Origin of the sequence: Gordonia amicalis (assembly GCF_022059885.1) — a bacterium.
Lineage (GTDB): Bacteria > Actinomycetota > Actinomycetes > Mycobacteriales > Mycobacteriaceae > Gordonia > Gordonia amicalis.
Genome location: NZ_CP091855.1, coordinates 3,316,230 through 3,330,596, shown reverse-complemented (window position 1 = coordinate 3,330,596; position 14,367 = coordinate 3,316,230). Strand labels below are relative to the sequence as shown.

Below are 14,367 nucleotides of genomic sequence, written 5' to 3'. Positions count from 1 at the left end.
ACCGGCTGGACACGCGACCCACCGGACTGGGGTGCCGTCGGGGGGACGTGGCAGACTATCGCGGGTCCTGTAGTCCCCGAGATCCACGTGAGGCGGCGATGGAGAGTTCTGCCTTCCCGGCTCAGCGCGAGGCCGGGCGACCCGCCGCGCCGTCGGCATCGGTGCAGGTCACACTGGGTGACGCGCTGGAGGCCAACCGGTCGCTGCAGAAGTCGGCGGCGGTCAAGCTGTTCGCCGCGAACAACTCGGCTCTCTACGTCACCTTGATGGAGCGCCACCTCGACTACGGCACCAAGATGTCGGAGGTCGAGCTGACGATGCGGCTCGAACGCGACCTCGCCGAACTCGACCTCACCGACGACCAGCCCACCGGGCTGGAACTGGTCAAACTGTGGGCCCGTCAGGGCTGGCTGCACCGCGTCACCGACACCACCGACCCCGACGCCCCCAACCTCTGCCATCTGACCAGCGAGGCCCGCTCGGTCCTGGACTTCATGCGCCGCCAGCGCCGCGAGGACTCCATCGCCACCGGCGGCTCGATCACCGGCATCGCCGCCGAGCTCCGACGCGTCGCCGGTCAGGTCAGCAACGACCCCGAGACCATCCGCCTCGAGCTCGAGGCGCAGATGTCCGACCTCGACGCCGAGCTGGCCGACCTCGAAGCCGGACGACGCCCACCGGTCGACCTGCGCGTCGCCGAGGACTCCGCCCGCGCCATCGGCTACCAGATGGAGCAGATCATCTCCGACATCGGCCAGTACGGCACGATGCTCGACCGCATCACCACCGCGCTGCTCGACGATCCGGGCGACTCCGACCTCGCCTACCGCGACCGTCAGCGCCAGCTCTTCGACGACTACGAGGCCCTGCTGCAGTCGTCGCAGTCGGCGTCGTACCAGGCGTTCAGCCAGATGATCCAGGACCCGGAGCGCCGAGCCCGTCTCAAGGTCGACATCGACACCATCATCGAGAACTTCCCCGGCATGGACGCCGGGCTGCGGTCGGTAATGGACAACTTCTTCGGCCTGGTCACCCAGCAGATGGCCGAGGTCGGCCGCACCCGGCAGCGCTGTGCCCGTCGTATTCGACGCTTCGTCGCGTCGGGCACCCTCGAGCAGAGCCGCGGACTGGCCCGTCAGCTCAACGACGCCCTCGCCACCGCCAACGATCTCCTCAAGACGTCGCTCGCGGACCGCCGCCTCGGCTACGAACTGCCGCTGGCCGCCCCGACCCTCAACTCGATCGGTCGCCTCGCCTTCGAGATCCGCGAACACGTCCCTCCTGCCCCGGCGCTGCCCGCGGGTGGCGCCGACGCCGACCTCACAGCGTTCGCCTCGATGACCGGCCAGGTCGACACCGTCGAACTCACCGAGACCGTGAACAACGCCGTCGCCGCCGGACCCGTCCCGCTCACCGACGTCATCGAGGGACTCGACGAGCCGTACCTCGCGCACGTCATCGTCCTGTGGTCCTGGGCCCAGAAGCAGGCCGCGGCAGGGGAGAAGGTGCCGATGACCACCGTGCGCTTCCGGTCCCTGATCGGGGAGGATCACGCCATCGAAGTCCCCGACCTGACCTTCACCGAACCGATTCCGACTGCGGAGGTCGACGCCGAATGACCACCACCGACGACACCGACCCCTCGTTCCCTGAGGTGCGAGCGGAGCGAGCCTCGAAGGGCCCAGAGACCGAAGCTCCCGCAACACCCGAAGAATTCGCCGGCTTCGACGATCTCCCCACCGTCGCGAACCGAGCCGCCTCCCACACCCCGAGCGCACCCCGCTTCGACGGCGACGTCAGCGAGATGCCCGACCGTGCCTGCTGGGCGCTGCAGAACCTGCTGGCCCGCCGCTACGTCAGCGGCGACCGGCAGCCGCAGCTGTGGTCGTGGGTGTCCGAGTACCAGGACGTCCTGCGGATCCGCCTGTCCGAGCTCGACCTTCGCCTGCGCCTCGTCGACGAACTTCAGGTCGCGTTCGTCGAGCAGGCCGGCTACGACTCCCGGTGGGGCCGACGCATTCTCAAGCGCGAGACCGTCCACACCTACGACGCGATCCTGGCATTACACCTCGCCAAGTACATCCGCGCCGCCCGCGACGAGGATGCGCTGATCACCCGCGAGGAGATCCACGAGCTCTTCGCCGGCGTCACCAACACCATCGACCGCGACCTCGCGCTCTTCGACAAGCGCATCGAGCGGGCCATCGACAAGATGGAAGAGCTCGAGTTCCTGCGCAAGCAGCGCGACGACGCCGACACCTTCACCGTCAGCCCGGTGATCTCCGCGGTGATGACGGCGTCGGTGATCACCGATCTGCAGCGGCAGTTCGAGCAGTTCATCGGCTCCGGCGACACAGGGGAGGAGCCGCCCGAGGGGGCGGCCGACGAACCCGCCCAGCCCGACGACGCCGAGGACGGCTTCGGCGACGACGAAGGAGACGACTGGTGAGCGTCGACCAGTACCACCTGTCCCGGTTGCAGCTGATCAACTGGGGCGTGTTCGACGGGTATCACTCGATCCCGTTCAGCTCCAACGGTTCTCTGATCACCGGGTCGTCGGGTTCGGGTAAGTCGTCGTTGCTCGACGCCATCTCGCTGGCGTTCCTGCCCGACCACCGCCGCAACTTCAACGCCTCGGGTGACGCGACCGCGGCCGGCTCGTCGAGCGGTAAGCGCACGGTCGGCAAGTATGTGCGCGGCGCGTGGGGTGAGCGGCGCGACGGCACCAACGCGCACCGCGAGATCATGTACCTGCGCGGCACCGGCCCGGCGTGGGCGGCCATCGCGGTCACCTACACCTCCAGCTCCGGCACCGCCATCACCGGTCTGGTCCTCAAGTGGCTGGCCGCGGGCAAGATGACCGACGCGCACAGTTCATACTTCATCTTCGACGGCGACGCCGACATCGTCGACGCCTGCAACGAGTGGGCCGCGGCCAACTACAACTCGGCCAGGTTCCGCGACCGCGGCTGGCGCGGCGGACCCGGCGAGGGCAAGTACCTCTCGACGCTGTACTCGCTCATCGGCATCCGCGGCTCCGACGCCGCGCAGCAGCTCCTCGGAAAGGCCAAGTCGCTCAAGAGCGTCGGCGGTCTCGCCCAGTTCGTGCGGGAGTTCATGCTCGACGCCCCGACGTCCATCGTCGGTATCTCCGACGCCCTCGAGCAGATCGACCCGCTCGTCGAGGCCCGTGAACTGCTCGACGTCGCGCGCCGCAAGCGCACCATCCTCGGCAACATCGAGGAGGTCCACGAGCGGTACGCGGGGGAGTCGGCGACCTTCAGCGTCCTCGACACCATCGACAGCAACACCATCCGCAGCTACGTCAACAACCTGCGGATCCGCAACGCGCAGCCCGAGGTCGCCGACCTCGACGACCAGATCACCCGCATGGACAGCGATCTCGCGGCGCTGACCACCCAGCACGACCAGCTGCGCCAGGACCACAGCCTGTTGCTGGCTCGCATCGCCACCTCTACCGGCGACCTCGCCCCGCTGCGCGAACAGCTCGGCGGCGCACAGAAACTCAGCACCGAGGTCACCGCACGGCGAAACGCCTACGAGGACAAGGTCTCTGCACTCGGTTTCAGTGCGCCCACCAACGCCGAGGGCTTCTGGTCGCTGCGCGAGGAACTCATCGAAGAAGCCACCAAGATCGACGGCCAGCTCGACGCCGGTCGCGCGCACTACGCCGAGGCACTCGCCCGCGAGGTCGCCGCCCGTAGCCGCCGCGACACCGCCCAGGAAGAGCTCGGCCGCGTCGAACAGGCCGGTTCCGCGCTGCCGCGCACCGAACACGAGATGCGCCGCGTCATCGCGCACGCGCTGCAGATCGACGAGTCCGAGCTGAAGTACGTCGCCGAACTGGTCGAACTCGACCCCGACGAGGAACGCTGGCGCCTGGCTGTCGAAAAGGTCCTCCGCAACGCCGGTCTGCGGCTCCTTGTGCCGGACAAGCACTTCCGCTCCGCCCTGCGCTTCGTCAACTCGCATGACATGCGCGGCCGGATCCAGCTGCACCAGGCCGAGACCCGCCCCATGCCCGTCGTCGAGCCGGGAACGCTGGCGTCCAAGCTGCGTTCCGTCGACCCCGGCCATCCGTGTGCCGCCGAGGCGATGACCATCCTCGCGAAGCTCGGCAACCACATGTGCGTCGACAACCCGGGTGAGTTCTCCCAGTACGCCAAGGCCGTCACCGACCAGGGGCTGCGCAAGGACTCGGCGAAGCTGGCCGTCAAGGACGACCGCCAGCAGCTGCGCCGGTCGCAGTACATCTTCGTCGGGGACGTCGAGTCCAAGATCACCGCACTGCGCGACGAGCTCGCTTACGAGGAGCGCGCTTTCGAGGACGCCCGCGAGGACTGCGCCGAACTCGACCGCGAACGTTCCGCCAAGGAACGACGCCGCGACGCCTACCGCCGTGTGTGCGAGCAGTTCACGCAGTGGAACGAGATCGACGTCGACTCCGTCGATGATCGCGTCGACCAACTAACCGACCAGTACGACCTCCTCATGGAGGAGCACCCCGACGTCGAGGCGCTGCAGCGCAAGGCCGAAGACCTCTGGGAACAGGTCCGCAACGCGATCTCGCAGGCCGCACTGGTCAAGGACAAGATCGCCCGCCAGGACGAGCGACGTACCCAGCTGCTCGACCTCATCGACCGGCTGAAGCCCGAAGGCGTTCCCGCAAAGGCGGAGAAGACCCTCGACGGCTTCCGTGAGGACCTCTCGGCGACCCTCGACGTGCTCAACCCCGAGCCGTACCGCCAGGAGATTGTCAAGGCTGCCGGCCGCGAGCGTGACCGTATGCGCTCGGACGCCCGACGCTCCCGCGATGAGTTGGCCCGGATCCTCGACACCTACGACGAGGAATTCCCCGACGCCATCCCCAACGACAGCGACGACTTCGACGAACGCATCCACGACTACGTCGCCGTCTGCCGCCGCATCGACGAGCGTGAGCTGCCGTCGGCCTACGAGCGGATGCGTCGCCTGATCACCGAGCAGGCACCCGGCGCGATCCTGGGCCTGCACATGGCCGCCGACGCCGAGGAACGACGCATCGTCGAGCAGATCGAACGCGTCAACACCGGCCTGGGCGCGGTGGCGTTCAACCGTGGTACCCGCCTGCGCCTGGTCCCGGGCCGCAAGAAGCTCGCCGCGGTCGAGGAGCTGACCGAGAAGGCCCGCCAGATCTCCACTCGTGCAACCGCGGTCAGCTTCGGCGACGAGCAGGCCATCCTCGAGCAGTACTCCGACATCCTGCTGCTACGCGAACGTCTCGCCGGCAACACCCCGGAGGACCGCCAGTGGACGCGCGACGCCCTCGACGTGCGCAATCGTTTCGATTTCTACTGCGAAGAGCACGACGCCGAGAGTGGCGAGACCATCCGTACCTACTCGAATGCCGGCGACAACTCCGGCGGCGAGCAGGAGAAGCTGATGGCCTTCTGTCTCGCCGGCGCCTTGAGCTTCAACCTGGCCAGCCCGCACGGCAACGACAACCGGCCGATCTTCGCCCAGCTGATGCTCGACGAGGCGTTTTCCAAGTCCGACCCGCAGTTTGCCCAGCAGGCGCTGAGTGCGTTCCGCAAGTTCGGGTTCCAGCTGATCATCGTCGCCACCGTGCAGAACACCAGCACGATCCAGCCCTACGTGGACAATGTGGTGATGGTGTCGAAGACGGAGGCTGGACCCGATCTGCGGCCGATTGCCACCGCGACGTCGACGACGATCAAGGCGTTCTCCGAGTTGAGGCGGTCGGGGAGTCAGTTGTCGGTGTAGTTCCGACCGGTCATCGAGGCGGTGGATGGTCGATATGTGGATCAGTTCCGGGCGCCGAAGGAGAGACGGGGGAGATTCTGCCGTGTGCTGCGTGATCCCGCTTCAGAACTGAACCTCTAACCACGCCTGCAAAACTGACGATTCAGCAGAGTCGGTTGAGAAATCAATAGTCCTAAGCTACTGATTCATGCAGGAGGATGTAGGAATCGCAATGCGCCGTTGTCGGATGGCGCCTTTCGGGCTCGCGAGACGCAGGTCGGCCGGTGCGGACTGTGACTCTGGGTTCACTCAGGACTCGGAGTCACCGGTCCACTCGACCTCGTCGAGATACATACCCTGGACAACTACTTTTTCCGGGATTTGATCAGTTTCAAAGGCGATGTAGCCGCTGACCTTCTCACCTGGTTTCACCTGACCATCCAGGGCGGTGTCGTTCATTACATCCCAATGGATGTCGATCTTGCTGCCATCGCTGAGCAGCGCATACGCGTGGGCGTAAGCAAGTTGGCCAGCGTCGTAAGTTCCGTCCTTACCGATAACGGTGACGAAGACTTTTGCGTACTCCTTTTCATCCATCGAGTCTTTGCGAACTTGAGGTGCTTCAACGGTAATCAGTGCAGCGTCGCCGGTCTTCTCGCCCAGGATGTCGTAGTCCTCTACCAGGGCTTGCTCACCCCACGGAACCGTTCTGATCTCATGCTGGTCGTGATTGTCGCGTTGCATCTGCTCGACGCTTGATAGAGCACTTTCGAGTTTGTCCTCTTCGGAGCTGCCACACCCCGAAATTACGAGAGCAAGAACCAGTCCGGCTGCTAACGATACAATCCACCGGATCATTCTGATCTCTCTATCTCGTTGGAGGTTTCGCGCTACTTGGCAAGTCGGTGCAATACTATCCGCCTGATGGTCGTCCGTAGTGACGAATTGGATGCGGCGCCACGGTTTAGTTGGTGCTCGGTCTCTATGCCGATCGAGCGGTGACGGCGCTCATCGAAATTCCAAGGTGATGCTCGCCTTAATTCCCCACCCGTGTGGCTGTGGACAGTCACCGCGGTGCCTGCCGAGGTCGGGGACTCGATGTACACCTTGTGTTCAGGTAGGACTGCTACTGCTGGTCGGCCGCGCAATGTGCCAGTTCCGTGTTGACGACGCCTGAAAACTGACCCCCTGACGACGGGTGAATTTTGACCCCCCGTCTTGTTAGGAGGGTGATTTCAGTGGAGCAGTGGGCGGAGATCCGCCGTTTGCATCGCAGTGAGGGTGTGCCGATCAAGGAGATCGCGCGCCGGTTGGGGGTGGCGCGAAACACGGTCCGGGCGGCGTTGGCCTCAGATACGGCCCCGAGCTACTCGCGGCCGTCGAAGGGGTCGGCGGTGGATGCGTTCGAACCGCAGATCCGGGCGTTGCTGCGGGAGTATCCGACGATGCCGGCGACGGTGATCGCGCAGCGGATTGGGTGGTCGAGGTCGTTGACGGTCCTCAAGGATCGGGTGCGGGTGATTCGCCCGGAGTTCCGCGGGGTGGATCCCGCTGATCGGGTGATCTATCAGCCCGGCGGGTGCTCGCAATGGGATCTGTGGTTCCCCGACTACCGAATCCCGGTGGGCCACAATCAGTTGTCAATGTTGCCGGTGCTGGTGATGACGTTGGCGTTCTCCCGGTACCGCTCGGCGGTGATGATCCCCTCGCGCCAGGGCGGAGACATCCTCGCCGGGATGTGGTTGCTGCTGTCGCAGCTGGGTGCGGTGACCCGCAAGCTGGTGTGGGACCGCGAATCCGCGATCGGCGGCAAGGGCAAGCCCACGACGCTGGCGGCAGGATTCGTGGGCAGTCTGGGCACTCGACTCGAGCTGGCACCACCGTGCGATCCCGAGTACAAGGGCATGGTCGAACGCAACAACCGGTTCTTCGAGACCTCATTTCTGCCGGGCCGCCATTTCGCCTCGCCAGCCGACTTCACCGCCCAGTTCGATCGCTGGCTGGCCGATTACGCCAACACCCGGGTGGTGCGCTCGATTGGTGATCGACGCCCCTGTGACGTGCTCACCGAGGACCTGGCGCAGATGGCAACACTGCCGTGTCAGTTGCCACCGTGAAGGGACCACCGTGAGCTGATTTTTGCCACGAGGATGGGACCACCTGGATTGCCAGTTATGGGACCACCGGCGCGTCGCGTCGGTGGTCCCTTCGTTTTGCTCGTTGACTCAACTGCAAGATTCGCAGGAGGAGCGGCGGGCATGGGCTACCGGGAGGTTGCAGTGGAAGAGATCAGAGAAGTACTGCGTTTGTGGCTGGGCCTGGCGGTGGGATTGCCCTCGCCGGGACTACGCACGATCGCCGCTCACGCCGGAGTCGACCGCAAGACGGTGCGACGGTATGTACAGGCCGCGCAAGCGGCAGGATTGGTCCACGGCGCCGGTGCCGACGCGTTGACCGATGAGCTGATCGGGAGAATCGTGACCGCGGTACGCCCGGTCCGGCCCAACGGGCACGGGCAGGCATGGGAACAACTGGCCGGGTTCACCGATCAGATCAGAACCTGGGTCGCCGGTGATGGCGACCAGAAACCGTTGACACTGACTAAAATTCACATCCTGCTTGCCCGTCAGGGATGCCAGGTGCCCTATCGGACGTTGGTGAGGTTCGCGACCGAGCAATGCGGGTACCGGCGAACAACATCCTCCGTGCGCGTGGACGACTGCGCTCCGGGTGCAGAATGTCAGCTCGATTTCGGGTACCTCGGGCTGCTCGATGACCCTGCCAGCGGCAAACGCCGCAAGGTCCATGCCCTGGTGATCACCGCGGTCTACTCGCGGCACACGTTCGTGTGGCTGACCCATTCACAAACCCTGGACGCGGTGATCACCGGCTGCCAAGCGGCGTGGGAATTCTTCGATGGGGTGTTCGCCGTCATCGAGCTTGTCAAGATGTCTGTGTAAGAACGTGACTCTTGTTTTCTTGTGGTCCGTGGGGTTTAGCTGAGGTGGGGTTCGATCCGGTCGGGGTAGGCCAGAGCGAGTTGTCCGAGGGCCTGCTTCCAGTTGGTGACGACCTGTCCCTCGACCAGTCGTCCGAGGGCCTTACGGGGCTGTGACCGCCTGGTCCCGCGTTCTTTGAGGCGTTGAGCGGCTCGTTTGTCTTCGATGTCGCAGATGGCCAGCCACAAGAGTTTTCGGACCGCGATGTCGTTGGGGAAATGTCCGCGGTTCTTGATGACCTTGCGGAGCTGGTAGTTCAGCGACTCGATCGAGTTGGTGGTGTAGATGACTTTGCGCAGCTCGGGCGGGAATGCCAGGAAGGGGATGAACCGATCCCAGGCTCGGTCGAAGGCCAGTGCTGCACTCGGATATTTGGCGCCTAGTTCCGAGTCGCGGAAGGCTTCCCACTCGCGGCGGGCGGTCTCGGCGTCGGGGGCGGTGTAGATCGGTTTGATCGCCCGAGCGACGTCTTTGCGGTCTTTGTAGTTCACGAACCGCATCGAGTTGCGGATCAGATGCACCACGCAGGTTTGCACGGTGGCCAGCGGCCAGGTCGCCTCGATCGCTTCGGGGAATCCGGTGAGCCCGTCACAGCACACGATCAGCACGTCCTTGACACCGCGGTTGGCCAGATTCGCACACACCCCGGCCCAGAACTTGGCGCCTTCTTCGGCCTGTATCCAGATTCCCAGCACATGCTTGATGCCGGCCATGTCGACGCCAATAGCGATGTGGGCGTGCTTGTTTCGGACATGGGCGCCGTCTTTGACCTTCACCACCAGGGCGTCAAGGTAGATGACGGGATACAACGGCTCCAGCGGCCGGTTCTGCCATTCATCGACCGCGTCGAGGACCTCGTCGCAGATCTTCGAGATCGTCTCGTGCGAGAGATCGGTGCCGATCGTGGAGGTCAAATGGTGTTGGATGTCGCGCAACGTCATGCCGCCGGCGTAGAGCGAGATGATGATGTCGTCGAGGCCGCCGAGGCGGCGCGAGCCCTTCGGGACCAGCCGCGGGGTGAACGTGCCGTCACGGTCACGAGGAATGTTCAGCTCGACCGGCCCGGCCTCCGAGGCCACCGTTTTCGGGCTCGACCCGTTACGGGCGTTGGGCAACTCCCGCCCGGCCGGATCGCCCTTGGCATAGCCGAGGTGATCGGTCAGCTCGGCCCTCAGACCGCGTTCGAGGGCCAGTTTGATCAGACCTGGGATCAACCCGCCTTCGCCGGTGATCTGGACCTGGCCGGTATCGATCTGGGCGAGCAGCTCATCGACCATGCCCGAGGCCTGTAATGCCTCGGCGACTTCCGCGGTCGAGCGCGGCTCGGCCAGTTCAGGCAACTGCTCGTCGTCGTGGCCCTGCTGCTTGTCGTCTAACGCCATGCTCATAGAATCTTCCTCTCACTGATGAGCACTGGACTTACACAGACCATCTGACACCCCCCCGTCATCATCCCCGACAACATGAAACCCATTGTCGCCCAGGCTGATGCAGTCAACCCACGGCTGAGTCGGGGATGGCTGGACTACGCAGCCCATGCCAGGTTCGTCACCGATACCGCTCGGGTGCGCACCCCGCAGGACAAACCCCGGGTCGAACGCACCATCCAGTACGTGCAGAAGAACTTTTGGGCCGGGGAAACCTTCACCGACCTCGACCATGCCCAGCAAGCAGCACGCACCTGGTGTGCTCACACCGCCGGCATGCGGGTGCACGGCACCACCGCAACCCAACCCGCGGTCGTCTTCGCCGCCGAGGAACACCGGCATCTGCTGCCGGTACCCCAGCAGCCCTACGATGTTCCGGTCTTCAAACAAGTGAAGGTGCACAAAGACTTTCACGCCTGTGTGGGTAAAGCGTTGTACTCGCTTCCAGAAACGTGGATCGGTACCACCGTCGATGTTCGCGCCGACTCCGAGACGGTGAAGTTCTATCACCGCGGCGAGCTGATCAAACAACACCCCCGACAAGGCGCGGGTGGTCGCAGCACCGATCCGGCGGACTACCCGGCAGATCTGGGTGCCTACGCCACCCGCAACATCACCGCCCAGCTGCAGCAATGCGAACGCTACGGCCCACATATCGGTCTCTACGCTGCGCGCATCGTTGATGACCCTCGCCCCTGGTCGCGCATGCGGGCGGTATACGCACTGATCGGGTTGGTCTCGACCTACGGAGCCGCACCAGTAGATGCGGCCTGCCAGTCAGCCCTCGCTCTCGATGTCATCGCGGTCACCAAGATCCGTTCCATGCTCGAACGTGGCACCGAAACCACCAGCCCAGCACTGCCCCGAGCCGCCGGTCACGCCCCCACCAGATTCACCCGTGACCCTTCCGAATTCGCCGCTGCCACAGCAGCACTGACCCTCATTCCAGGCACCAAGGAGAACTAGAGACCATGACCACCCAACCAATCGGTGCTGACCTGCTCCGCTCACTCAAAGCCCTCAAACTCGGTGCGCTCGCTGACACCCTCCCGCAACGCGCCGCGTTGGCACGGCAACACAAAACCTCACACATCAACTTCCTCGAACAGCTACTTGCCGACGAAGTCTCACGCCGCGAATCACGCTCTGCCGCACTGCGATCAATCAAAGCAGGCCTGGACCCAGCCATGCGCATCGATAGCTGGCGGGCCGAACACGACCTGCGTTATGACCGGGAACTACTCGAAGAACTGGCCACACTGCGATTCATCGAAGCCAAACAGTCAGCCATCATCCTCGGACCCGTCGGGGTCGGCAAAACACACCTAGCAACAGCTTTGGGCCACATGGCAATCGGCCGACGCCACACCGTCCTGTTCGCCCGCGCAGACAAACTGTTTCACCGACTCAAAGCCGCGCGCCTGGACAACAGCACCGACGCCGAACTCCGCAAACTCACCACCACCGAAGTCCTCGTCATCGACGACTTTGCCCTACGGCCCCTCGACGCCACCGAAACCAACGACTTTTACGAACTCATCGTCGAACGCCACCACACCAAGACCACCATCATCACCTCGAACCGAGAGCCCGCCGAGTGGCTGACCATGACCACCGACGCACTGCTGGCCCAATCGGCCATCGACCGATTGACCTCTCGAGCTCACACGCTGGTCGTGGAAGGCCCCTCGTACCGCCAGCGCCAACGCCCCGGACTTGACCGCCACGACCCCACCGCGCATCCTCAATAACGCGCCAAGGTGGTCCCATGCTCGTGGCAAACAGGTGGTCCCATAGCGGTGGCAAATGACACTGCCGCCGAGTGCGCCACAAGTCGGGTTGAGCACTCGGGTGCGGCTGGGTCGCGACTACTACGTGCGCGTGGCCGGCAACGACTACTCGGTGCACCCATCAGTGATCGGCCGGTTTGTCGACATCACCGCCGATCTACATCGGGTGCGGATCGCGTGCGGCGAAGTCACCGTCGCCGACCATGACCGCAGCTGGGCCAACCACGTCACCATCGCCGACGCCCAGCACGTGCGGGCGGCTAAAGAACTGCGCCGCGACTACCGCAACCAACAGCTGCAGAACCGGGCCCGCAACGCCGCGCGCGTACGCACCCACCCCGACGGCCACGAGGTGCCCATCAGGGCGCTACCCGACTACGATGACCTGTTCGGGGTGCACTTCGCCACCCCACCCCCAGCCGGACTCACACCCACCGCATCCACAATCCCTGAAGGATGAAACACTATGTCTGACAATTCGATCGGCAAACATATCGAGTTCGCAGCACGGGCGTTGAAGATGCCCACCATCCGCCGCTGCTGGGCCGAGCTGGCTGAGCGGGCACGCACCGAGAACTGGACCCACGAGCAATACCTTTCCGCGATCCTTGACCGTCAAGTCAGCGAGCGCGAGGCCAACGGCACCGCTCTACGGATCAGTGGCGCCCGGTTCCCGGCGATCAAAACCCTTGAGGACTTCACCTTCGACCACGTCCCCGGCCTGCGTCGTGACGTGATCGCCCACCTGGCCACCAGCACCTGGATCGCCAAGAGCGACAACGTAATCCTGCTCGGACCACCAGGAGTAGGCAAAACCCATCTCGCCATCGCGCTCGGCATCAAAGCTGCCCACAACGCCTACCCGGTACTCTTTGACACCGCCACCGGATGGGCCACCCGCCTCACCGAAGCACACGCCACCGGTCGCCTGGCCCACGAGCTCAAACGGCTCCGCCGCTACCGACTGCTCATCATCGACGAGATCGGCTACCTGCCGTTCGACTCAGACACCGCCAACCTGTTCTTCCAACTCATCGCCAGCCGCTACGAGCAAGGCTCGGTGCTAATCACCTCGAACATGCCCTTCGGTCGCTGGGGCGAAGTCTTCGCCGACGACGTGGTGGCCGCCGCCCTCATCGACCGACTCGTCCACCACGCCGAGGTCATCACCATCGACGGCGACTCCTACCGCACCAAAACCCGACGACAACTCGTCAACACCGACCAGTAACCACACCGCAAGGGGGTCAAAATTCAACCGTCGATAAGGGGTCAGTTTTCAGCCGCCGTTGACATTCCGAAATTCTTGGCCAGTTGAACTCAGAGCGTGAACGCATGGGCTCAGTCTGCCGAGGGTGTCGATCGGTTGACGGAATACCCTCGATGTGGCCGGACGATGACTGGACACCGTCTGTGTCCATGGCCATGAGAAAGCCCCCACTGGTGTCCAGGTCGAGGCCCCCGCTGGTGGCCAGATAAAAGTCCCCACCCTGTGTTCGTCGTGTCGACCCGGAACTGAGGGCCCAGGCGATGACGGTGAAGGTGCCAACCGATCACCATCACCGCCTGGGAGTTCCATTGAAGTCTGCGAAGGACCGTATGGACATCATTTCTGCTTACCGAGAACTCGGAAGCTATCGCGCCGCCGCCGAGGTGTGCGGCACCACCCACAAGACCGTCAAGCGTGTGGTCGACCGGTTCGAGGTCGACGATCAACCACCCGATCGCAAGGAACGGGCCCGCAACTACGATGCAGTCGCCGAGGTGGTCGCTGAGCGAGTCGAGCGGTCACACGGCCGGATCACCGCCAAACGCCTGCTGCTGGTAGCGCGTGCCGCGGGATATGAGGGCTCGGCCTGCAACTTCCGTCGACTGGTCGCCCAGGAGAAAACACAGTGGCGCCGTGATCATCATCGTGGGAGTCGCCCGGCGGTGTGGGCTCCGGGTGACTACCTGGTCATCGATTGGGCCGTGATCGGTGGGCTGCACATGTTCTGCGCGGTGTTGGCGTTCTCGCGGTGGCGGTTCGTGCGGTTCGCCACCAACGAAACAGCGACCACCACACTCGGATTCATCGCTGAAGCGTTGGAAGAGATCGGTGGAGTGCCCAACAAGGTACTCGCTGATCGGATGGGTTGCCTTAAAGGTGGGGTCGTCGCCAACGTCGTCGTACCCACCCCCACGTATGTGCAGTTTGCCACCCCGTCCCGCGCGGCCCGGTTCCCGGCGTGCACATCCAGCTGCACGTCGTCACGACCAGCGGCGATCTTGGCTTCGATCCACAACGGCTGCGCCAGATCCGACTGCGCGTACCCGCACAGGTTCTCCACAATCCCTTTCGACTCCGGATCGGCGCCGTGACAGAAATCCGGGGAGAACCCCCCTTTT

10 protein-coding genes and 2 pseudogenes are annotated in these 14,367 nt (G+C 64.3%); 10 read left to right on the top strand and 2 right to left on the bottom strand.

What is annotated here, in order from left to right; genetic code table 11:
- Positions 1-98 precede the first annotated feature (98 nt).
- The 3 genes from IHQ52_RS15225 to IHQ52_RS15215 are packed head-to-tail and all read left to right on the top strand — an operon-like array spanning position 99 to position 5,784.
- On the top strand, positions 99-1,619 hold the full coding sequence (locus tag IHQ52_RS15225; RefSeq protein WP_024498008.1) for a DUF3375 domain-containing protein: 1,521 nt from the start codon (positions 99-101) through the stop codon (positions 1,617-1,619).
- Entirely contained in the window at positions 1,616-2,449 is an 834-nt protein-coding gene (locus tag IHQ52_RS15220) for a DUF4194 domain-containing protein (protein WP_024498007.1), read from the top strand. Before IHQ52_RS15225 ends, IHQ52_RS15220 begins: the two co-directional genes overlap by 4 nt.
- Positions 2,446-5,784 (top strand): ATP-binding protein, encoded by a 3,339-nt coding sequence (locus IHQ52_RS15215; protein ID WP_193748657.1) that lies wholly within the window; start codon positions 2,446-2,448, stop codon positions 5,782-5,784. Before IHQ52_RS15220 ends, IHQ52_RS15215 begins: the two co-directional genes overlap by 4 nt.
- 288 nt (positions 5,785-6,072) lie before the next feature.
- Here IHQ52_RS15215 and IHQ52_RS15210 read toward each other — a convergent pair whose 3' ends face one another.
- Complete coding sequence (locus IHQ52_RS15210) at positions 6,073-6,507, bottom strand: hypothetical protein (protein WP_024498005.1); 435 nt, start codon at positions 6,505-6,507, stop codon at positions 6,073-6,075.
- A 485-nt stretch (positions 6,508-6,992) separates the two neighbouring features.
- Between IHQ52_RS15210 and istA the strand changes: the two are divergent.
- Both istA and IHQ52_RS15200 read left to right on the top strand, forming a co-directional pair.
- Positions 6,993-7,862 (top strand): annotated as a pseudogene (gene istA, locus IHQ52_RS15205) (IS21 family transposase); the annotation flags it as partial.
- Positions 7,863-8,021: 159 nt separating this feature from the next.
- Positions 8,022-8,723: a hypothetical protein gene (locus IHQ52_RS15200; protein WP_317510417.1), complete on the top strand. Its 702-nt coding sequence runs from the start codon at positions 8,022-8,024 to the stop codon at positions 8,721-8,723.
- 35 nt (positions 8,724-8,758) lie between these two features.
- Here IHQ52_RS15200 and IHQ52_RS15195 read toward each other — a convergent pair whose 3' ends face one another.
- The gene (locus tag IHQ52_RS15195) at positions 8,759-10,150 is read right to left on the bottom strand and encodes an IS256 family transposase (RefSeq protein WP_096274036.1); all 1,392 of its coding nucleotides are present in this window, start codon (positions 10,148-10,150) and stop codon (positions 8,759-8,761) included.
- A gap of 75 nt (positions 10,151-10,225) precedes the next feature.
- Here IHQ52_RS15195 and IHQ52_RS15190 point away from each other — a divergent pair, with 75 nt between their 5' ends.
- The 5 genes and pseudogenes from IHQ52_RS15190 to IHQ52_RS15170 form a co-directional block, all read left to right on the top strand.
- Positions 10,226-11,155 carry a Mu transposase domain-containing protein gene (locus tag IHQ52_RS15190; protein ID WP_157753393.1) on the top strand — a complete coding sequence of 310 codons (930 nt, stop codon included), beginning with the start codon at positions 10,226-10,228 and terminating at the stop codon, positions 11,153-11,155.
- 5 nt (positions 11,156-11,160) lie between these two features.
- A complete protein-coding gene (gene istB / locus IHQ52_RS15185; protein ID WP_024498877.1) occupies positions 11,161-11,940 on the top strand; it encodes an IS21-like element helper ATPase IstB in 780 nt (259 codons plus the stop codon).
- A 55-nt stretch (positions 11,941-11,995) separates the two neighbouring features.
- On the top strand, positions 11,996-12,439 hold the full coding sequence (locus IHQ52_RS15180) for a Mu transposase domain-containing protein (protein WP_232512980.1): 444 nt from the start codon (positions 11,996-11,998) through the stop codon (positions 12,437-12,439).
- Between the two features lie 6 nt (positions 12,440-12,445).
- A complete protein-coding gene (gene istB, locus IHQ52_RS15175; protein WP_024499492.1) occupies positions 12,446-13,210 on the top strand; it encodes an IS21-like element helper ATPase IstB in 765 nt (254 codons plus the stop codon).
- A 347-nt stretch (positions 13,211-13,557) separates the two neighbouring features.
- Positions 13,558-14,181, top strand: a pseudogene (locus IHQ52_RS15170) (transposase); the annotation flags it as partial.
- Positions 14,182-14,367 lie beyond the last annotated feature (186 nt).

Coding starts and splice junctions, on each gene's coding strand:
- IHQ52_RS15225 (WP_024498008.1), top strand. CDS start 99: ATGGAGAGTTCTGCCTTCCCGGCTCAGCGCGAGGCCGGGCGACCCGCC.
- IHQ52_RS15220 (WP_024498007.1), top strand. CDS start 1,616: ATGACCACCACCGACGACACCGACCCCTCGTTCCCTGAGGTGCGAGCG.
- IHQ52_RS15210 (WP_024498005.1), bottom strand. CDS start 6,507: ATGCAACGCGACAATCACGACCAGCATGAGATCAGAACGGTTCCGTGG.
- IHQ52_RS15200 (WP_317510417.1), top strand. CDS start 8,022: ATGGGCTACCGGGAGGTTGCAGTGGAAGAGATCAGAGAAGTACTGCGT.
- IHQ52_RS15195 (WP_096274036.1), bottom strand. CDS start 10,150: ATGAGCATGGCGTTAGACGACAAGCAGCAGGGCCACGACGACGAGCAG.
- IHQ52_RS15190 (WP_157753393.1), top strand. CDS start 10,226: ATGAAACCCATTGTCGCCCAGGCTGATGCAGTCAACCCACGGCTGAGT.
- istB (WP_024498877.1), top strand. CDS start 11,161: ATGACCACCCAACCAATCGGTGCTGACCTGCTCCGCTCACTCAAAGCC.
- IHQ52_RS15180 (WP_232512980.1), top strand. CDS start 11,996: ATGACACTGCCGCCGAGTGCGCCACAAGTCGGGTTGAGCACTCGGGTG.
- istB (WP_024499492.1), top strand. CDS start 12,446: ATGTCTGACAATTCGATCGGCAAACATATCGAGTTCGCAGCACGGGCG.